Annotated in this window: 22 protein-coding genes; 12 read left to right on the forward strand and 10 right to left on the reverse strand. The window is 63.0% G+C overall.

The features are described from left to right. The 3 genes from AC07N6_RS18945 to AC07N6_RS18955 form a co-directional block, all read right to left on the reverse strand. Positions 1-410: NAD(P)-dependent oxidoreductase (locus AC07N6_RS18945; protein WP_494783051.1), on the reverse strand; the 410-nt coding region annotated here is incomplete at its 3' end. Positions 411-511: 101 nt separating this feature from the next. Next, positions 512-1,003 (reverse strand): acetolactate synthase small subunit, encoded by a 492-nt coding sequence (gene ilvN, locus AC07N6_RS18950; protein ID WP_494783052.1) that lies wholly within the window; start codon positions 1,001-1,003, stop codon positions 512-514. Positions 1,004-1,005: 2 nt separating this feature from the next. Then, positions 1,006-2,724, reverse strand: coding sequence for an acetolactate synthase 3 catalytic subunit (locus tag AC07N6_RS18955; protein WP_494783053.1), 1,719 nt, complete (start codon positions 2,722-2,724; stop codon positions 1,006-1,008). 548 nt (positions 2,725-3,272) lie between these two features. On the opposite strand from AC07N6_RS18955, the gene AC07N6_RS18960 reads away from it, so the two are divergent. The 5 genes from AC07N6_RS18960 (at position 3,273) to AC07N6_RS18980 (ending at position 6,901) form a co-directional block, all read left to right on the forward strand. Further along, the gene (locus AC07N6_RS18960) at positions 3,273-3,842 is read left to right on the forward strand and encodes an RNA polymerase sigma factor (RefSeq protein ID WP_494783054.1); all 570 of its coding nucleotides are present in this window, start codon (positions 3,273-3,275) and stop codon (positions 3,840-3,842) included. Next, positions 3,839-4,249: a DUF3619 family protein gene (locus AC07N6_RS18965; RefSeq protein ID WP_494783055.1), complete on the forward strand. Its 411-nt coding sequence runs from the start codon at positions 3,839-3,841 to the stop codon at positions 4,247-4,249. Before AC07N6_RS18960 ends, AC07N6_RS18965 begins: the two co-directional genes overlap by 4 nt. Then, the gene (locus AC07N6_RS18970) at positions 4,246-5,088 is read left to right on the forward strand and encodes a DUF3106 domain-containing protein (protein WP_494783056.1); all 843 of its coding nucleotides are present in this window, start codon (positions 4,246-4,248) and stop codon (positions 5,086-5,088) included. The genes AC07N6_RS18965 and AC07N6_RS18970 overlap by 4 nt, the downstream gene beginning before the upstream one ends. Before the next feature lie 222 nt (positions 5,089-5,310). Next, the gene (locus AC07N6_RS18975; RefSeq protein ID WP_494783057.1) at positions 5,311-5,841 is read left to right on the forward strand and encodes an RDD family protein; all 531 of its coding nucleotides are present in this window, start codon (positions 5,311-5,313) and stop codon (positions 5,839-5,841) included. A gap of 130 nt (positions 5,842-5,971) precedes the next feature. Further along, on the forward strand, positions 5,972-6,901 hold the full coding sequence (locus tag AC07N6_RS18980) for an esterase/lipase family protein (protein WP_494783058.1): 930 nt from the start codon (positions 5,972-5,974) through the stop codon (positions 6,899-6,901). 83 nt (positions 6,902-6,984) lie between these two features. On the opposite strand, the gene AC07N6_RS18985 is transcribed toward AC07N6_RS18980, so the two are convergent. Next, entirely contained in the window at positions 6,985-7,332 is a 348-nt protein-coding gene (locus AC07N6_RS18985; RefSeq protein WP_494783059.1) for a hypothetical protein, read from the reverse strand. Positions 7,333-7,487: 155 nt separating this feature from the next. After that, a complete protein-coding gene (locus tag AC07N6_RS18990) occupies positions 7,488-8,333 on the reverse strand; it encodes a ferritin-like domain-containing protein (protein WP_494783060.1) in 846 nt (281 codons plus the stop codon). Between the two features lie 135 nt (positions 8,334-8,468). Between AC07N6_RS18990 and AC07N6_RS18995 the strand changes: the two genes are divergently transcribed. Next, positions 8,469-8,993: a gamma carbonic anhydrase family protein gene (locus AC07N6_RS18995; protein WP_494783061.1), complete on the forward strand. Its 525-nt coding sequence runs from the start codon at positions 8,469-8,471 to the stop codon at positions 8,991-8,993. Between the two features lie 61 nt (positions 8,994-9,054). Beyond that, entirely contained in the window at positions 9,055-9,987 is a 933-nt protein-coding gene (gene hslO / locus AC07N6_RS19000; protein WP_494783062.1) for an Hsp33 family molecular chaperone HslO, read from the forward strand. Positions 9,988-10,067: 80 nt separating this feature from the next. Here the strand turns inward: hslO and AC07N6_RS19005 are convergent, their stop codons facing one another. Next, positions 10,068-10,796, reverse strand: coding sequence for a pseudouridine synthase (locus tag AC07N6_RS19005; protein ID WP_494783063.1), 729 nt, complete (start codon positions 10,794-10,796; stop codon positions 10,068-10,070). Then, the gene (locus AC07N6_RS19010; protein WP_494783064.1) at positions 10,789-11,625 is read right to left on the reverse strand and encodes an RNA methyltransferase; all 837 of its coding nucleotides are present in this window, start codon (positions 11,623-11,625) and stop codon (positions 10,789-10,791) included. The genes AC07N6_RS19005 and AC07N6_RS19010 overlap by 8 nt, the downstream gene beginning before the upstream one ends. A gap of 278 nt (positions 11,626-11,903) precedes the next feature. Between AC07N6_RS19010 and AC07N6_RS19015 the strand changes: the two genes are divergently transcribed. The 5 genes from AC07N6_RS19015 to AC07N6_RS19035 all read left to right on the forward strand — a co-directional run bounded on the left by AC07N6_RS19015 (position 11,904) and on the right by AC07N6_RS19035 (position 16,331). Continuing rightward, positions 11,904-12,701, forward strand: a complete 798-nt coding sequence (locus AC07N6_RS19015) for an inositol monophosphatase family protein (RefSeq protein ID WP_494783065.1) — start codon at positions 11,904-11,906, stop codon at positions 12,699-12,701. A 74-nt stretch (positions 12,702-12,775) separates the two neighbouring features. Next, positions 12,776-13,309 carry a VOC family protein gene (locus AC07N6_RS19020; protein ID WP_494783066.1) on the forward strand — a complete coding sequence of 178 codons (534 nt, stop codon included), beginning with the start codon at positions 12,776-12,778 and terminating at the stop codon, positions 13,307-13,309. A 9-nt stretch (positions 13,310-13,318) separates the two neighbouring features. Next, positions 13,319-14,074, forward strand: a complete 756-nt coding sequence (locus tag AC07N6_RS19025) for an alpha/beta fold hydrolase (protein ID WP_494783067.1) — start codon at positions 13,319-13,321, stop codon at positions 14,072-14,074. 223 nt (positions 14,075-14,297) lie between these two features. After that, positions 14,298-15,827: a DEAD/DEAH box helicase gene (locus tag AC07N6_RS19030; protein WP_494783068.1), complete on the forward strand. Its 1,530-nt coding sequence runs from the start codon at positions 14,298-14,300 to the stop codon at positions 15,825-15,827. Positions 15,828-15,845: 18 nt separating this feature from the next. Then, the gene (locus AC07N6_RS19035) at positions 15,846-16,331 is read left to right on the forward strand and encodes a GNAT family N-acetyltransferase (RefSeq protein WP_494783069.1); all 486 of its coding nucleotides are present in this window, start codon (positions 15,846-15,848) and stop codon (positions 16,329-16,331) included. A 142-nt stretch (positions 16,332-16,473) separates the two neighbouring features. Here the strand turns inward: AC07N6_RS19035 and AC07N6_RS19040 are convergent, their stop codons facing one another. From AC07N6_RS19040 to AC07N6_RS19050, 3 genes are read right to left on the reverse strand one after another with little or no spacing between them, the layout of a single operon-like run. Beyond that, positions 16,474-17,607, reverse strand: a complete 1,134-nt coding sequence (locus AC07N6_RS19040) for an ABC transporter ATP-binding protein (RefSeq protein WP_494783070.1) — start codon at positions 17,605-17,607, stop codon at positions 16,474-16,476. Beyond that, positions 17,604-18,254 carry an ABC transporter permease gene (locus AC07N6_RS19045; RefSeq protein WP_494783071.1) on the reverse strand — a complete coding sequence of 217 codons (651 nt, stop codon included), beginning with the start codon at positions 18,252-18,254 and terminating at the stop codon, positions 17,604-17,606. The genes AC07N6_RS19040 and AC07N6_RS19045 overlap by 4 nt, the downstream gene beginning before the upstream one ends. 12 nt (positions 18,255-18,266) lie before the next feature. After that, the gene (locus AC07N6_RS19050; protein WP_494783072.1) at positions 18,267-19,172 is read right to left on the reverse strand and encodes a glycine betaine ABC transporter substrate-binding protein; all 906 of its coding nucleotides are present in this window, start codon (positions 19,170-19,172) and stop codon (positions 18,267-18,269) included. Positions 19,173-19,181: the final 9 nt, after the last annotated feature.

Below are 19,181 nucleotides of genomic sequence, written 5' to 3' on the forward strand. Positions count from 1 at the left end.
CGCACGGTGTGGCCGGGGGCCTTGGGCGCGATCATGATCACGTCCAGGTCGGCGCGCGGCACGACCTGGCCGTAGTGGATGTTGAAGCCGTGCGCGAACGCCACGGTCGCGCCTTGCTTGGCGTACGGGGCGACGTTTTCGGCATAGACCTGGCCGATGTTCTCGTCCGGCAGCAGGATCATGATGACGTCGGCTTCTTTCACCGCGTCGTTGACTTCCGCCACCTTCAAGCCGGCCTTCTCGGCCTTGCTCCACGAGGCGCCGCCCTTACGCAGGCCAACGGTGACCTTGCAGCCCGAATCCTTCAGGTTCAGCGCATGCGCGTGGCCTTGCGAACCGTAACCGATGATGGTCACGTTCTTGTTCTTGATCAGGGACAGGTCGGCGTCTTTGTCGTAAAAAACTTTCATGATTTTTCCTATGTTCTTAAATAACTTAAATTTAAATAGCTTGAATAATTGGGTAATTCAACACTTGAATGATGGCTCTTGCGTACTGGCGCTGCGGCCGCTCAGATCTTCAGGATCCGTTCGCCGCGGCCGATGCCGGAGCCGCCGGTACGGACCGTTTCCAGGATCGCGGTGCGGTCCATGGCGTCGATGAAGGCGTCCAGCTTGCCCTTGTTGCCGGTCAGCTCGATCGTGTAGGTCTTTTCGGTGACGTCGATGATGCGGCCGCGGAAGATATCCGCCGTCCGTTTCATCTCTTCACGCTCCTTGCCCACTGCGCGCACCTTGATCAGCATCAGCTCGCGCTCGATGTGCGCGCCTTCCGTCAGATCGACGACCTTCACCACCTCGATCAGGCGATTCAGGTGTTTGGTGATCTGTTCGATCACATCGTCCGAGCCGGAGGTCACGATGGTCATGCGCGACAGGGTCGGGTCTTCGGTGGGTGCAACGGTGAGCGTTTCGATGTTGTAGCCGCGCGCGGAGAACAGGCCCACGACACGGGACAATGCGCCGGCTTCGTTTTCCAGCAGTACAGAAATGATATGGCGCATGATTAAAGATCCTCCGAACCCAACAGCATTTCAGTCAAGCCCTTGCCCGCCTTGACCATCGGCCAGACGTTTTCGGTTTGATCCGTAATGAAGTTCATGAAGACCAGCCTGTCTTTCATCGCGAAGGCCTCGCGCAGTGCGCCATCGACGTCGCCCGGCTTCTCGATCTTCATGCCGACGTGGCCATACGACTCGACCAGCTTGTTGAAGTCGGGCAGCGAATCCATGTAGGACTCGGAATAACGGGAGCCGTAATCGATCTGCTGCCACTGGCGAACCATGCCCAGGAAGCGGTTGTTGAGCAGGATGATCTTCGGCGTCAGGTGATATTGCTTGCAGGTCGCCAGCTCCTGGATGCACATCTGGATCGAGGCTTCGCCGGTGATGCAGGCGACGGTCGCGTCCGGATTGGCCTTCTGCACGCCCATGGCGTACGGCAGGCCCACGCCCATGGTGCCCAGGCCGCCGGAGTTGATCCAGCGGCGCGGCTTGTCGAAACCGTAGTACTGCGCGGCCCACATCTGGTGCTGGCCGACGTCGGAGGTGATGAAGGCGTCGCCCTTGGTGACTTCCCAGACCTTTTGCACCACCGCTTGCGGCTTGATGAATTCATCCGAAGTGGAGAACTTCAGGCAGTCGCGCTCGCGCCACTTGTTGATCTGCTTCCACCAGTTGTCCAGCGCGGCGCCGTTGGGCTTGGTCTCCGTGGCATCCAGCTGGGCCAGCAGCTCCTGCAGCACGTCCTTGACGTTGCCGACGATGGGGATGTCGACCTTGACGCGCTTGGAGATCGACGATGGGTCGATATCGATATGGATGATCTTGCGCGCGTTCGACGCGAAGTGCTTGGGGTTGCCGATCACGCGGTCGTCGAAGCGGGCGCCGATGGCGATCAGCACATCGCTGTGCTGCATGGCCATGTTGGCTTCGTACGTGCCGTGCATGCCCGGCATGCCGACGAACTTGTCGCTCGAGGCGCGATAGGCGCCCAGGCCCATGAGCGTGTTGGTACAGGGGAAGCCCAGGCGGTCGACCAGCTTGTTGAGCTCGGGGGCCGCATTGGCCAGGATGATGCCGCCGCCGGTGTAGATCATCGGGCGCTCGGCCGCCAGCAGCAACTGCAGCGCCTTGCGGATCTGGCCCGAATGGCCCTTGTCGACCGGCTTGTACGAACGCATCTCGACGCTCTTCGGATAGTCGAAGGCGCAGGTATGCATCGTGATGTCTTTGGGGATGTCCACCAGCACCGGACCCGGACGACCCGTGGTGGCGATGAAGAACGCCTTCTTGATCGTTTCCGCCAGGTCCTTCACATCCTTGACCAGGAAGTTGTGCTTGACGCAGGGACGGGTGATGCCGACGGTGTCGCACTCCTGGAAGGCGTCCTGGCCGATGGCGGTCGACGGCACCTGGCCGGAGATCACCACCATGGGAATCGAATCCATGTAGGCGGTCGCCAGGCCGGTCACCGCATTGGTGACGCCGGGGCCGGAGGTGACGATACACACGCCCACCTTTTCCGAGCTGCGCGAATAGGCGTCGGCGGCATGCACCGCAGCCTGTTCATGGCGAACCAGGATGTGCTGGAATTTGTCTTGCTTGAAAATTGCGTCGTAGATATAAAGGACGGCGCCACCGGGATAGCCGAACACGTGTTCGACGCCCTCTTCGGCCAGGCAACGGACAAGTATATCCGCGCCGGAAATCTGCTCAGAACTCATTACTGCTTCCTTTCAAGGTCCATTGGAAATTGATCGGATGTTCTCTCCTGGCGGAATCGCAGTCGTCTGCCTGCCGTTGGCTTCCCTTTTTTGTGCGGTCACGCCATTTCTGCGCCCCAACCGTAGTGAGGTTCGAAATGCCGCTCAACGCGACTCGTTCAGCCTTGGTACAAGATGGACTTCTACTGATCCCTCGCGCTTGTGGCACGGGTTAGAACAAACAAGCTTTTTTAATCAAAGCGCGTCTTTGAGCCGGCACGACCTTATGTGAAGCACCGTCAAAGAACATAAAACGCCCCAAGTGTGGGAGGCGGGAGACAAACAGTAATGCGTTGCATCATTTTGGTCAAGCAAAATCCTCTGAAAACAGCTCCAACACGCGCATTCCAACGGCATTCGCAGAGAAACACCACGACAAACAAGGCCATTTTTGCTAGGATTCGCTCTGCTTTTTTGACAAATTTTTGCGTTCCCCGCATTTCCCTGCCGGATGGCGGTCTGTTTCCGATCGATCATTTCCGGCCGTCCGCCCTCGGCAACCGCACTGCATGGCAACTGACAAAGAACTCTCCGATTTTCTTGAAAATGTCGAACGCCGCGCCTTCAAACAGGCGGTGTATGCCGTACGCAAGGACGAAGCTGCGTTGGACATTGTTCAAGATGCAATGATCAAGCTCGCCGAGAAATACGGCGACAAGCCTGCCGACGAACTGCCGATGCTGTTCCAGCGCATCCTGCAGAACACCATCCACGATTTCTTCCGGCGCGAAAAAGTACGCAACACCTGGGTCAGCCTGTTCTCCAGCTTCGGCGGCGACGGCGCGGGGCAGGAGGATTTCGACGTCCTCGAAAGCCTCGAAGCGCAGGACGGCTCGCAAGCGGCCGAATCCAGCGCCGACAAGGTCGAGCGCGAGCAGACGCTGATGCTTATCGATGCCGAAATCCAAAAGCTGCCGACGCGTCAACGGGAAGCGTTCCTGATGCGTTACTGGCAGGACATGGACGTGGCTGAAACGGCCGCCGCCATGGGTTGCTCCGAAGGCAGCGTCAAAACCCATTGCTCTCGCGCAACCCATGCGCTGGCTCAAGCTCTGAGAGCCAAAGGAATCACACTATGAACAACAAGGAACTGCAATTCGCCTATAAGGTGAAGACGGCGCTCGACGCCAACCTGGACAACCTGTCCGACGACACCCTGCAAAGTCTGGCGGCGGCGCGCCGCGTGGCGCTGGCACGCAAGAAAAAAGCGCCCCTCACGGTGCGCGTGGAACAGCCTGTCTTTGCCGGCGCCCTGGGCGCCGGCGGATCGGCGCCGTCCGGCCGGCCTTCGTGGCTCGGCCGCCTGGGCGTGGCGGTGCCGCTGCTGGCCGGCATCATCCTGTTCGCCGGCATCTACCAGCACGAAAACGCCAAGCGCGTGGCCGACCTGGCCGAAATCGACGCCGCCGTCCTGTCGGACGAACTGCCGCTGTCGGCCTATCTGGACCACGGCTTCAACGCATACCTGGCGGAAAAGGGCCAATGACCATGCGCGACTCCATCGGCGTCCTCGCCACAGCGCCTTGCCGCCTCTCGCGCATTGCGCTGGCGCTGGCGATGCTGGCCGGTGGCTTGACCTGCTCGTGGACGTCGGCACAAAACGCTCCCGTTGCCACTCCTGCAATTCCGGCAACTGTGGCCGCATCGCCCGCGGCGGCGCCCCAGGCCAACGCAGCGCCGGCAACACCGCCGGACGCGCATTTGTCGCTGCCGGCCAAAACCGGCGCCGGCGCCAAGTCGTCAGGCAAGAAACCCGACAACAAGCTCGCATGGGCGGCCCTGTCGGCGCCGCAGCAACAGGCCCTCGAGCCGTTGTCCGGCGAATGGTTGAAGATGAGCGATCTCCAGAAGGAAAAATGGCTGGCGATCGGCAAAAAATTCACCAAGATGAAACCGGAAGAACAGCAGCGCCTGCATGAGCGCATGCGCGACTGGGTCAAGCTGACCCCGGCACAACGCAGCGCGGCGCGCACCAACTATGCCCGCGCCAAGAAGCTGGATGCCGAAGAAAAGAACGAGCAATGGAACAAATACCAGCAACTCTCCGCCGAGCAAAAGAAAAAACTGGCGCAAGCCAAGTTGCCCAAGCGAGTTGCCAAGCTGCCTTCCGCGCCAGGTAACGCAGCCCCCACCATCCAGTTGCCGGCAGAGGCGCTGGAACGTCCGTTGCCGCCGGCCGCAGCGCCTGCGCTCGCCCCCGGTTCGCAGGCGGCGCCGCAACCTGGCGCCATGCCCCCGTCCCAGGCACAGGCGGCGGCAAGCTTGCCTGCCGTGGCCGCAGGCGCCGTGGTGCCCGCCTCGGCCACGGTTGCCGAGAGCAAGTAGGCTTCCCGTGCCCTTGGCTGCGGCCTGTTGGCCGCGGCACATCCACTTCCCCGTCCAGCACCTTGCTCGCCTAGCCTAGCCCTCAATCAAGCCTGCCGGTAGGCAAGCCCCGCCGATTGCATTACCATCTGGGGCACCATGGCAGCCGCAGGATCGCTATCGCCTGTGACGTCCATGTGCCGTAGGGGCCAAACAACAACTCCCAATAAATACCGAGACGCCATGCAGGACATGACCACGCCTTCGCTGCGCCGCCGCCTCAGCAGCATGCTGTACGAATCCATGCTGCTGTTCGGCGTCCTGTTCATATCGGGCTGGCTGTTCTCGACCTTGCTGCAACAACGCCACGCGCTCTACCTGCGCCATGCGCTCGAAGCCTGGCTGTTCCTGGTGCTGGCAGCCTATTTCATCTGGTTCTGGCTGCATGGCGGGCAAACCCTGGCGATGAAGACCTGGCGTTTCAAGCTGGTGGACCTCTCGGGCCGGCCGGTCGGCATCTGGCGCGCCACCTTGCGCTTCCTGCTGGCCTGGCTGTGGGTGCTGCCCGGGCTGGCGCTGGCGTCGACCATGCGCGACCAGCACTGGATGCTGGTGCTGATCCCGGCCGGCAATCTGCTGCTCTGGGCCTTGACGGTCTATCTCGACCCGCAGCGCCAGTTCCTGCATGACAGGATCGCCGGCACGCGGCTGGTCAACGTCACCCCGCCAGCCCAATCCAGGGCCGCCGGCGCCGCCGATGCGAAAATCACATAGGCGCACATAAGCGCACATAGGCGCTCCCGGCCGGCATAGCGTCATGGATCCGACACGGGGCTCTGCTATGCTCTGCGCAAACTTGTTCCTGTCTGTCCGCTTTCCCTGACCGCATCGGATCCTGCCACGCATGATTTCCCGCATTTCCAGAACCCTGCTCCTGATCCAGCTTGGCATCGCGGTGCTGTTCTACTTTCTGCTGCGGCATTTCGACTGGCCCATTGCGCCGGCCGCACTCGGCGGCATCGGCATCGTGCTGCTGCTGCGCGCGCAGGTCACCGCCAACAGCTTCTTCCTGACCTGGCCCTATCGCGGCCGCACGTCGAACCCGATCGAAATCACCTGGCTGCAAATCGGCAGGCTGTTCCTGCGCGAATACCGCGCCACCATGCTCTGTTCCTCATGGGCGATGCCTTTCTTGCGCTTCGACCAGTTCACCTATCCCGACACCACCTCCCTGCCGGTACTGCTGATCCACGGCTACGGCTGCAACAGCGGCTACTGGCGCTGGATGAGCCTGGCCCTGCGCGAAGCCCACATCACCCATTACGCGCTGGACATGGAGCCGGTATTCGGCAGCATCGACGGCTATGCGCCGCTGGTCGACGCCGCCGTCAGGCGCGTACAGGCCGAGACCGGGCAAAGGAAGATCGTCATCGTCGCCCACAGCATGGGCGGCCTGGCCGCGCGCGCCTACCTGCGCGACCACGGCACCACGCATATCGCCAAGGTGGTCACGCTGGGCACGCCGCACCATGGAACCGCCATCGCCAACTTCGGCATCGGCATCAACTGCGGCGAGATGAACTGGCTGGGACGCTACGAAGAGGGCCGCAGCAGCGAATGGCTGCAAAGACTGGCCGCCACCGAGGAGGCCGAGGCGCTGGGCGCCATCGTTTCCATCTATTCGCAGCATGACAACATCATCTCGCCGCAAAGCTCGGCCCACCTGGCGGGCGCCCGCAATATCGCGGTGCCGGGCATCGGCCATGTCGCGCTGGCGCTGGAGCCGTCGATACAGCGGATGGTGATCGAAGAAATCCACAGCGCGCAGGATTAACGCCCCGATCCGGGAAATGAAAAAGCCTCCGGACAACAATCGGGAGGCTTCTGTTTTTTACCGCCTTGCCGGCGCAAAGCAGCTTACTTCTTAGACGCATCCTGGATCTTCTGGCCGGCCTCCTCCACCTTCTCGCCGGCCTTTTGCGTCAGTTCCTTGGCGCCTTCCTTGGTCTTTTCATAGGCGCTCTGGGCATCGGCCTTGGCCTGGTCCACCGCCTCGCCCAGCTTGCTGCCGGTATCAGCGGACTGCTCCTTGGCCTTGTCGGTCGCCTGCTCGACCTGCTTGCCGGCTTCCTGCACGGCGCCGTCGATCTGCTTGCCCAGCGCTTCGGCCGGACCGGCTTCTTCCTTCTTCTGGCATGCGGCCAGCAGCGTAACGGCAGCGCCCGCCGCCGCCAGGCCGAACAACAGTTTGGACATGGTCTTCATAGTGTCACCCTTTCCTGAAATGAAATCTCTCGATGAAGCCGAACCCGGCAGTAATAACATGGCTGTTATCGCATTGCCGGCCGATGAAAACAAGCCTCGATACAAAAACATGCGATTTTCACAAAGCATTCGGCCCAATTCCGCTCCGCCCCCACTCAATCCCGCCCGTCCGCCATATCTTTGAACAACAGCAATTCTTCGTCCGAAAAACCTGCGGCCTTCCTCGCCTCCAGATTGAACGGCCCGCGCAACGGCGGCGCCTTGTAACGGACCGACAATTCGGCAAAGGTGGGCACCGGATCCAGCCCGCGCTGCTCGCACAGCCAGGCGAACCAGCGGTTACCGGTCAGCACGTGCCCTACCTCGTCGCGCAGGATGATGTCGAGGATTTCAGCCGCCGCCTGGTCGCCGGCCTGGGCCAGCTTGGCGCGCACCGGCGGCGCCGCATCCAGGCCCCGGGCTTCCAGCGTGCGCGGCACCAGGGCAATCCGGGCCAGCACGTCGAAGCGGGTCTTCTCGGCCATGTCCCACAGGCTGTTATGGGCCGTGAAATCGCCGTAGGCATGGCCCAGCGTCTGCAAATGCGCCGCCAGCAGCGAGAAATGGTAAGCCTCTTCCGCCGCCACCTGCAGCCAGTCGGCATAGAACTGGCGCGGCATGCCGGCAAAACGCCAGACCGCATCCAGCGCCAGGTTGATGGCGTTGAATTCGATATGCGCCAGCGCGTGGATCAATGCCGCGCGGCCCTCGGGCGTGCGCATCGAGCGCGACTTCACCTGTAACGGCGACACCAGTTGCGGCTTGTCCGGACGGCCCGGAATGCCGTCGCCGCAGTCGCTGGCGGCCAGGTCATCCTGCTGTTCCAGCGCCAGGCCATCGCCATGCCAGGCCGCATGCAAGGCCTTGACCGCCGCGCATTTGGCCGTCGGCCGGGTTTCTTTCAGGCAAACCAGGGCGCCGGCGCGCAGGCCGGTGAATGAAAGGATTTCAAGTGAGGGCAAGGCGTGATCCAAGGATGCTTCTTTCAAGGGACGGTAAAATACGCGGTTGATGACGCCGGCTTCGCCACCATATAGGCGCAAGCGGTAAACAAGCCGGTTCAAAAGGCGGGTTCAACACCAGGAGACGATTTTATTATGGCAATCTACCAATTAGAGCAGGATATTCCCGACATCCACGAAACCGCCTTCGTGGCCGAATCGTCGACCGTGGTCGGCAAGGTGAAGCTGGAAGCGCATTCCAGCGTCTGGTTCAACGTCGCCATCCGCGGCGACAACGAACTGATCACCATCGGCGAAAACAGCAACGTGCAGGAAGGCGCGGTGCTGCATACCGACATCGGCTATCCGATGGTGATCGGCAAGAATGTCACCGTCGGCCACCAGGCCATGCTGCACGGCTGCACCATCGGCGAGGGCGCCCTGATCGGCATCCAGGCCGTGGTGCTCAACGGCGCCCAAATCGGCAAGAACTGCCTGGTCGGCGCCGGCGCGCTGGTGACCGAAGGCAAGCAATTCCCCGACAACTCGCTGATCATCGGCGCCCCGGCCAAGGCCGTGCGCCAGCTCTCCGAAGAAGATATCGCGCGCATGCACGCCGGCACCGACAGCTACGTCGAGCGCGCGCAACAGTTCAAGGCCAAGCTCAAGCGCATTGCCTGAGCGCGTCGCGCCCGGACTGGCATTGACAAGGCAGCGCCGGCGCGCTGCCTGGAAAGAAAGAATGAAAGACACGCTGCAAAAATTCCTGGTCGACAACGCTCCCGTACGCGGCGAGCTGGTCGAGATTTCCGACACCTGGCAACAGGTGCAGGCCCGCCGCGACTACCCGGTCGCGGTCAAGACGCTGCTGGGCGAAATGCTGGCGGCATCGGCCCTGCTGTCGGCCAACCTCAAGTTCAACGGCATGATCGTCATGCAGATCCACGGCGACGGCCCGATCAAGCTGCTGGTGGTGGAGTGCGACTCCGAGCTGCAATTGCGCGCCACCGCCAAGCTGGCCGATGGCGCCGCCATCGCCGACGCCGCCACGCTGACCGAACTGGTCAATGCGACCGGACACGGCCGCTTCGTCATCACGCTCGACCCCAAGGACAAGCTGCCCGGCCAGCAGCCTTACCAGGGCATCGTGCCGCTGGACGGCGACAGCGTGGCCACCGTCATTGAAAACTACATGCTGCGTTCCGAGCAATTGGACACCAAGCTGTGGCTGGCGGCCGACGGCAATGTATCGCGCGGCCTGCTGCTGCAAAAACTGCCCAGCGAAGGCGGCATCAACGCGCCGACCGCCAAGGCCGAAGGCAGCGAGCTGGAGACCTGGAACCACTTCGTCATGCTGGGCAACACCCTGCGCCGCGAGGAACTGCTGTCCACCGACATCAGCACCCTGATGCACCGCCTGTTCTGGGAAGAGACCATCCGCGTGTTCGAACCGGCGCATCCGCGCTTCCACTGCTCCTGTTCGCGCGAGAAGGTCGGCAACATGCTCAAGATGCTGGGCCGCGAGGAAGTCGAGGACGCGCTCACGCAAATGGACAAGCTCGCCATCGACTGCGATTTCTGCGGCCAGCACTACGAGTTCGACGCCGTGGACTGCGCGCTGTTGTTTGCCAGCGATGTGGCCGGCAATGTGGCGCCGGGAGATGTCCACCACTGAGCCGCCCCCGGCCCGGTTTGCCAATAAAAAACGGACCGCGCAGCGATGCGCCGGTCCGTTTTCTTTTGACCTGCCGGCGCTTACGCCGGCATCGGGTCCGGCGCCAGCAGCGCCATCTGCGCCGTATCGAGGTAGCACCACTCCCCTTCTTCCAGCCCCAGCGCATCCAGCTGCAAGCCGCCGATGGCGGTGCGGCGCAAGGCGCTGCAATGGTTGCCGGCCGCGGCCAGCATGCGCTTGACCTGGTGGTACTTCCCCTGCTCCAGCACGATCTCCAGCAGATGCTCGCCCAGTTGGCGGCAGCGCGACGCCGCCAGCGGCGCCGGTTCGTCGTGCAACTGCACGCCCGCCATCAGTTGCGCGATCAGCGCGTCTGTTACCGGTTCGGCCGTGGTGGCCGCATAGACCTTGGGCACGTGGCGCTTGGGCGAGGATTGCGCGTGGATGAAGCTGCCGTCGTCCGACATCAGCAGCATCCCGGTGGTGTCGTGATCCAGCCGGCCGACCGGCTGCACGTCGCGCCAGGTGAACTGCTCCGGCAGGATGGTCAGCACGCCGGGATGGTGGCTGGGCTTGCGCGAGCATTCGAAATTGGGCGGCTTGTTGAGCGCAATATAGACGTGCTCGCGGTATTCCCACTCTTCATCGAACAGCGTCAGCACCAGCTTGCCGGTGTCAGGCGTGGCGCGATAGTTGTCGACCACTTCGCCGTTGACCGCCACCTCGCCGTCCTCGATCAGTTCGCGGCAATACTTGCGCGAACCGAAGCCCTGCGATTGCAGGATGCGGTCCAGGGTCAGCTTAGCCATTCTTCTCATCTCCATCGGACGATTGATCCGCCGCACCGGCCTTGCCCTGCTTGGGCGCCAGGATCTGGCGGGCGATGCCGCGCAGGATGTTGACCTCTTCGGTTTCCAGTTGCGCGCGCGCGAACATGCGTTTGAGGCGCGGCATCAGTTTCTTGGGATTGTCAGGGTTGAGGAAATCGATCGCCACCAGCGCCTGCTCCAGATGCGCGAACATGCCCTCGATCTCGGCCACGCCGGCGCTGCTGCCCTGGAAGCCGACTTCGCCCGGCGCGCGGGCGTCGCCGCTGGTCTGCATCGGGCCGCCGCGCAGTTCCAGCTCGGTCATGCGGCATTCATAGGCCAGCACCTGCACCGCTTGCGACAGGTTCAGCGAGGAATAATCGGGATTGGCCGGGATGTTGATCAGCGCCTGGCATGTCTGCACCACCTCGTTGGGCAAGCCGAAACGTTCGTTGCCGAACAGCAGCGCGGCGTCCAGGCCGATGTCTTGCGACAGTTGCCGGGCCAGCGCACGCGGCGTCACCACCGGCGGCGAAAATTCGCGCAGGCGGGCGCTCACGGCGGCGGCGAAGTTGCAACCTTGCAACGCTTCCTCGACGCTGCCAACCACGCGCGCGTTCTGCAGCACGTCCAGCGCGCCGCTGGCGAAGGCCACGGCCTCGGCTTCGCGCACGGCGTCGGGAAAGCGCGGATTGACCAGCACCAGCTCGGAAAAGCCCATGGTCTTGATGGCCCGCGCGGCCGAGCCGATGTTGCCCGGACTGCTGGTATTGACCAACACAAAACGCAGCCGGGTGAAAAGAGAGTGTTCGGATTCTTGCTTGTTCATTTAAAATAGCGGGATTCGCGCCTGAAATGCGGACGTTGGCAAAACGCCATCACACCGCGATTCGGCAAGTCCGCAAGCATAACGCCACGGACGGCGCATCGCTCATTAATTTCACTGTCGCCATTGTCGTTTCACTGCTGTACTTTCATTCGCACGCATGCCGTTTCCGCGATTTCTCACGATTTCCCGGACACGCATTCGCGAAAAGGGAGACGGGGTCGACGGATACCAACGCGGTCATCAGCATCGATCATCGCAATTTTAACGGAACCATCGGAATGCTCATCCCACCCATGCTCAACACGGCGATCAAGGCAGCCCGCCGCGCCGCAACCATCATCAACCGGGCGTCGTTCGACGTCTCGCTGCTGAAAGTCACCCAGAAGTCGCACAACGACTTCGTCACCGAAGTCGACAAGGCGGCAGAAGACGCCATCATCGACGTGCTGAAGACAGCCTACCCCGACCACGCCATCCTGGCCGAAGAGTCGGGCGCTTCCGACAACCTGCACGACGAGAACGAAAACGTCTGGATCATCGATCCGCTGGACGGCACCACCAACTTCATCCACGGTTTCCCGCAATACTGTGTCTCGATCGCGCTGCAGCAGCGCGGCATCATCACGCAGGCCGTGGTCTACGACCCGACCCGCAACGACCTGTTCACCGCCTCCAAGGGCGCCGGCGCCTACCTGAACGAAAAGCGCATCCGCGTGGGCAAGCGCGACAAGATCGCCGACGCCCTGATCGGCACCGGTTTCCCCTTCCGCGACCTGGACGGCCTGAACGAATACGTCAAGATGTTCAAGGTCATGACCGAGCACAGCGCCGGCCTGCGCCGGCCGGGCGCCGCCGCGCTGGACTTGGCCTATGTCGCCGCCGGCCGCCTGGACGGCTTCTTCGAGAAGGGCTTGAAGCCTTGGGACATCGCCGCCGGTTCGCTGCTGGTGACCGAAGCGGGCGGCCTCGTCGGCACCTTCAAGGGCGACTCGGATTACCTCTACAAGGGCGACGTGATTGCCGGCAGCCCGAAAATTTTCTCGCAACAGGTCAACCTGCTGTCGGAATTCGCCTAATTTGCATACACTGCTCTCCTGAACCTCTCCCGTACACGGCGTCCGCCGCGGCGGGAGACGGCCGAGGAGACGACATGCCCATCCAGCCCATCCAGCCGGCCACACCTGCCGGCGCCAGTCCGCCCCGAACCTCCAGCGCGCCCTACGCGCTGCCTCCCGGTTACCACAGCGTCACGCCCTATCTGATCGTCCATGGCACAACCGCCGCCATCGACTTCTACCGTCGCGCTTTCGGCGCCACGGAAATCATGCGCCTGAACGGCCCCGGCGGAAAAATCTGGCATGCCGAAATCCAGATCGGCAACGCGCGCGTGATGCTGGCCGACGAATATCCGGAACTGGGTTTCGTCAGCCCGCAAACCCTGGGCGGCGCCGGCGTCAGCCTGCTGGTCTATGTTTGCGATGTCGACGCCGTCTTCGGCCAGGCCATCGCTGCCGGCGCGGCGCAGTTGCGCGCGGTGCAAGACCAGTTCTACGGCGACCGTTCCGGCATGCTGCGCGACCCCTACGGCCACGTCTGGTCGATCGCCACCCATATCGAAGACCTCAGCACCGCAGAGATTTGCGCCCGCTCGCAAGCGTTGCTGGCCAAGCGCTGCAATAAATAAGGAGAAACGATGCCATTCGCCTTGAGCGACGGACGCCAGATCCACTATCAAGTCGAGGGCCAAGGCGCGCCGCTGCTGCTGCACCACGGCTTCACCAGCAGCCTGGAAGCCTGGCGCTTCTTCGGTTTCACCGCCGCGCTGCGCGAACGCTACCGCGTCATCATGTTCGATGCGCTGGGCCACGGCCAGAGCGACAAACCGCACCAAACCGGCGCCTACAGCCAGCTCCAGCGCTGCCGCGACGCGCTCGCCGTGCTGGATGCGCTGGGTATCGAACGCGCACATTTCTTCGGTTACTCGCTGGGCGGCTGGGTCGGCTACGGCCTGGCGCGGCATGCGCCCGAACGCCTGTCCAGCCTGATCCTGGGCGCCGCCCATCCGGATGAAGACTTGAGCTGGAATGCCTTTCACGGCATCGATGGCGGCGATCCGGAAGCCTTCATCGCCGCCTTCGAGACGCTGCTCGACGAACGCATCTCGCCCCAGGTGAAGATGCTGATCCGCGCCAACGACCTGCAGGCCCTGGCCGCGGCCGCCCAGCAGCCGCGCCCCTCCCAGCAAGATGTGCTGGCGCGCATGGACATGCCCTGCCTGCTGTTTTGCGGCGATGCCGATGCGCGCCACGGCGCCGTGCAGCGCACCGCCGCACGGCTGGCACGGGGCGAGTTCGCCAGCCTGCCCGGCGTGACGCATTTCGGCGGCCTAATGCAAAGCGCCCTGGTATTGCCGCCGGTGCTGGACTTTCTGGCGCGCCAATCCGGCTGAGCTTGTCGCCTCGATGCGCGATATGGCGCACCGGGGGACGGGCCGAACAACAACAAAAGGAGCGCGGCAAAAATAATTCTCTTCCAGCGCAAGCTGCGGCTGTTATACTGCGGCCAGCGCGGCATCCCTCCAGTCAAGTCCGCTGCCCTCTCCGAGTTTCAACCCCGTCTGCCTGCGACTGGCGCCCACTGCGGCGACAGGCCGAACCCATTTTCAGAGTCTCATGTCATTTTCCGCGCTCGGCTTGTCCGACGAAATCGTTCGTGCCGTTTCCGAACAAGGCTATACCTCCCCAACCCCAATTCAAGCTCAGGCTGTCCCTGCCGTCCTTTCCGGCGGCGACCTGATGGCCGGCGCCCAGACCGGCACCGGCAAGACCGCAGGTTTCACCCTGCCGCTGCTGCAGCGCCTGGCATCGGCGCCGCGCAACAAGATCAACGGCCAGATCCCGATCCGCGCCCTGATCCTGGCCCCCACCCGCGAGCTGGCGGCCCAGGTCGAAGAAAGCGTGCGCCTGTACGGCAAGTACCTGCCGCTGACCTCCGCCTGCATCTTCGGCGGCGTCGGCATCAATCCCCAGATCTCGCTGTTGAAGCGCGGCATCGATATCCTGGTGGCCACGCCCGGCCGCCTGCTCGACCACATGCAGCAAGGCACGGTCAACCTGCAGCATATCCAGATCCTGGTGCTGGACGAAGCCGACCGCATGCTGGACATGGGCTTCATCCGCGATATCCGCAAGGTGCTGGCGGCGCTGCCGCCCAAGCGCCAGAACCTGCTGTTCTCGGCCACCTTCGCCGACGAGATCAAGAAGCTGGCCGACAGCCTCTTGACCAACCCGGCCCTGATCGAAGTGGCGCGCCGCAATTCCACCGTGGAAGTGATCTCGCAAAAGATCCACCCGGTCGACCGCGACAAGAAGCATCCGATGCTGGCGCACCTGATCAAGGCCCACCAATGGAAACAGGTGCTGGTCTTCACCCGCACCAAGCACGGCGCCAACAAGCTGGTCGAACAACTGGCGCGCGACGACATCAGCGCCATGGCGATCCACGGCAACAAGAGCCAGTCGGCGCGCACCAAGGCGCTGGCCGAATTCAAGGACGGCAAACTGACCGCGCTGATCGCCACCGATATCGCCGCGCGCGGCATCGACATCGACCAGTTGCCGCATGTGGTCAACTATGACCTGCCCAATGTGCCCGAAGACTACGTGCACCGCATCGGCCGCACCGGCCGCGCCGGCGCCACCGGCGAAGCCGTGTCGCTGGTCTGCATCGATGAGCGCGACCTGCTGCATGACATCGAGCGCTTCATCAAGCGCGAGATCCCGGTGGAAGTCATCCCCGGGTTCGAGCCCGACCCGACCGCCAAGCCGCAACCGATCCAGCTGCGCAGCGGCGGCGGCGGACGCCACCAGAACCAGGGCGGCGGCCGCGGCCAGCGCAATGCGCCGCCACGCAAGGCCGGCGGCAATGCTCCGGCCGGCGCCAAGCCGGCCCAGGGGCAAGGCCAGGGCCAACGCGGAAATGGAACTGGCAATGCCAACCAGGCGGCCAAGCCGCGCAATCCCGCCAATGGCGCGCCCAATGCCGGCCCCGGGCCGCGCAAGCCCGCGCGTGCGCCGGGCGCCCACGGCGGCAATGCCGGCAACGGCGGCGGCCATCAGGGCCAGCCGCGCAGCCAGGGCCAGCGCAATGCCGGCGGCGGCAAGCCATCGGCGCTGACGCATGGCGGCACGCGAGGCAAATAAACCCAGCTCTCAGGCCGCATGCAAATCGACATCATCAAGGCTGATCTGGACCTGCCGGCCCACGCCGCCGCCCTGTTCGAAGTATTGAATGCCTATGCATCCGATGCCATGGGCGGCGGCAAGTCGTTGCCGGATTTCGTCCGCGACCAGCTCGCCATCGAATTGAAGAAGCGCCCCACCGCGCATGTCTTCCTGGCGTTCGACGGCGAACGGGCGGCTGGCCTGGCGACCTGCATCGAGGGGTTTTCCACCTTCGCCTGCAAGCCGCTGCTCAATATCCACGACCTCGCCGTCATGCCTCAATACCGGGGACAAGGCATCGCCCGCCGCCTGATCGCACGGGTCGAGGATGAGGCGTGTGCCCTGGGCTGCTGCAAGGTCACGCTGGAAGTCCTCGAAGGCAATGCCGTGGCGCGCAAGCTGTACCGCGCCTGCGGCTTCGAAGGTTATGAGCTGAATCCGGAAACCGGCAAGGCGATGTTTATGCACAAGCAGCTGGGCTAGCCGCTTGCTCTGCCGCAAAAAACAAGACGCCCACATCGCAACCGATGTGGGCGTTTTATTTTTGCGTCTTGCGTCTTCCGTCTTTAGCCGTTGCCTCTTGTCGCGCCAGGCTGGCGGCGCATCACGTGGCGCGCGCCGGCCATCATGCCGGCAATGCCACGCCGCGCGAACGGCCGGAGCTCAGGTAGCTGGCGATGGAATCCTGGGTGACTTCGCCGACATAGCTGCCGTCGTTGTCGATCACCGGCATCCAGCTGGTGCTGTGCTTGTACATCTTGGAGAGCACCACGCGCAGGTTCTCGTCCGGCGCGGCGTTCATCGTGAACGGGCGCACCTTCCCGGCCGCATCGCCCGCATTGCCGCGCACGTCGCGACGGGTCAGGTAACCGACGGCGCGGTTGTCGCTGTCGGTGATGGTCAGGTAACGGGCATCCTCGTCGTCCATCAATGACAGCGCCTGGTCGCAGGACACATCCGGGCGGGCGGTCTGCGGCGTGGTGGCGGCTTCGCCGGCGCGCACCAGCAACAGGCGTTTCAAGGTATGGTCCTGGCCGACGAAGGCGCCGACGAACTCATCCTTGGGACGCGCCAGCAAGGTATCCGGGTGGTCGAACTGCACCAGCTTGCCGGCGCGGAAAATCGCCACCTGGTCGCCCAGCTTGATCGCCTCGTCGATATCGTGGCTGACCATGATCACGGTCTTCTTCAGTTGGCGCTGCATCTGGAAGAACTCATTCTGGATCGTCTCTCGGTTGATCGGATCGACCGCGCCGAACGGCTCGTCCATCAGCAGCACCGGGGCGTCGGCCGCCAACGCGCGAATCACGCCGATGCGCTGCTGCTGGCCGCCGGACAGTTCGCGCGGATAGCGCTTGAGGAACTTGACCGGATCCAACGCGACCATCGCCATCAGTTCGGCGGCGCGTTCGCGGCAGCGCTTCTTGTCCCAGCCCAGCAGGCGCGGAACGATGGTGATGTTCTCTTCGATGGTCATGTTGGGGAACAGGCCGATCTGCTGGATCACATAACCGATACGGCGACGCAATTCGACTTCATCGATGCCGGAGGTATCTTCCCCGTTCAACAAGACCCGGCCCGAGGTCGGGCGGATCAGGCGGTTGATCATCTTCAGGGTGGTGGTCTTGCCGCAGCCGGACGGGCCAAGGAAGACGCAGATCTCGCCTTCGGCGACCTTGAGGCTGACGGTGTCGACCGCCTTGACCTGGATGCCGTCTTTCTGGGTGTAGGTTTTGCTCAGTTGGTCCAGTTCGATCATTTTTGCAGTCCTTTCGGGGTCAAGATTGTCTGCAGGCGTTGCAGCAGGAAGTCGGCGATGATGGCCAGCACGCTGATCATCACGGCGCCGACGACGAGTTTTTGCATATTGCTTTGGCTGATGGCGTGCAGGATCAGCACACCCAGGCCGCCGGCGCCGATGACGGCGGCAATGGCCATCACGCCGATGTTCATCACGACGGCGGTGCGCACGCCGCCCAGGATCACCGGCACCGCCAGCGGCAGTTCCACCATGCGCAGCCGTTGCCAGAAGGTCATGCCGATGCCGATGCCGGCTTCCTGGATGCCGGCTTCGATGTTATCCAGCGCCAGGTAGGTATTGCGCATGATCGGCAACAGCGAATACAGGAACACCGCGGTGATCGCCGGCAACGGGCCGATGCCGGCGCCGAACTGCGAAAATACCGGGATCATCAGGCCGAACAGCGCGATTGACGGTATCGTCAGCACCACCGTGGCCAGGCTCAGCAAAGGGCTGGCCAGCCAGCGCACGCGCACCACCAGGATCCCCAGCGGCACGCCGATGACGATCGCCAGGCTGACCGCGATGCCCACCAGCTTCAGGTGCTGCAGCGTCAAATTGAAGATGTTGTGCCAGTCGGACTGGAGGTATTGGAAGATATCCATGCTCATCCCTCCTCAGATCAGGCCGGCTTGCTTGAGGAAATCCGCCGCGACCTTGCTGACGGGCTCCTGGTCGATGTCCACGCGCTTGTTGAGCTCGGTCATCTTTTCGGTGTCGATGCTGGCGGCCAGCGCATTGAGCTGTTCGGCCAGTTGCGGGTTCCGGTCCAGGATCTCCTGGCGCACCACCGGCGTGGCCTTGTAGGCGGCGAAGTAACCCTTGTCGTCATCCAGCAGCTTCAGGTCGAAACCCTTGATGCGGCCGTCGGATGCATAGGTCAGGCCGACGAACAGTTGCTCGTTCTTGAGCGCCGTGTAGACCAGACCGGGATCCATCTGCTTGATCGCGCCGCGTTCCAGCTTGAAACCGTACAACTCCTGCATCGGACCCAGGCCGTCCGGGCGCGATGCGAATTCGTAGTCCACGCCCATCAGGCGCAGATTCCTGGCGCCGTCCTGCGCATCGGCATTGATGCGGTCGGCCAGGTCTTGCAGCGAATTGATGCCGTATTCGTCGGCGATCTTTTGCGGCATGGCGAAGGCGTAGGTGTTATTCAGTTCCGACTCGTTCAGCCATGCCAGGCCGCGCGGAACGTCCAGTTCCTTGACCTTTTCGTAGATCTGTTCGGGATCGAGTTTCTCGTCGATGTGGTTGTAGACGATCAGCGCGGTGCCGGTGTAATCCCAGACGATGTCGAGCTGGCCGCTCTCCAGCGCCGAACGCATCAGCGTGGTGCCCAGGCCGTTCTTGAGCTGGGTGCCATAGCCCTTGGCGCGCAGGTATTGCGCGGTCATGTCCGACAGGATCAGTTGCTCGGTGAAATTCTTGCCGCCGATGACCAGGTTCTGCGCCTGGGCCTTGGCGGCGCCGAACATGGCCAGGGCCATGATCAGCGCACATGCGATGTATTTTATTTTCATGATTGTCCT

Source organism: Herbaspirillum sp. GW821-FHT09A12 (assembly GCF_059418325.1).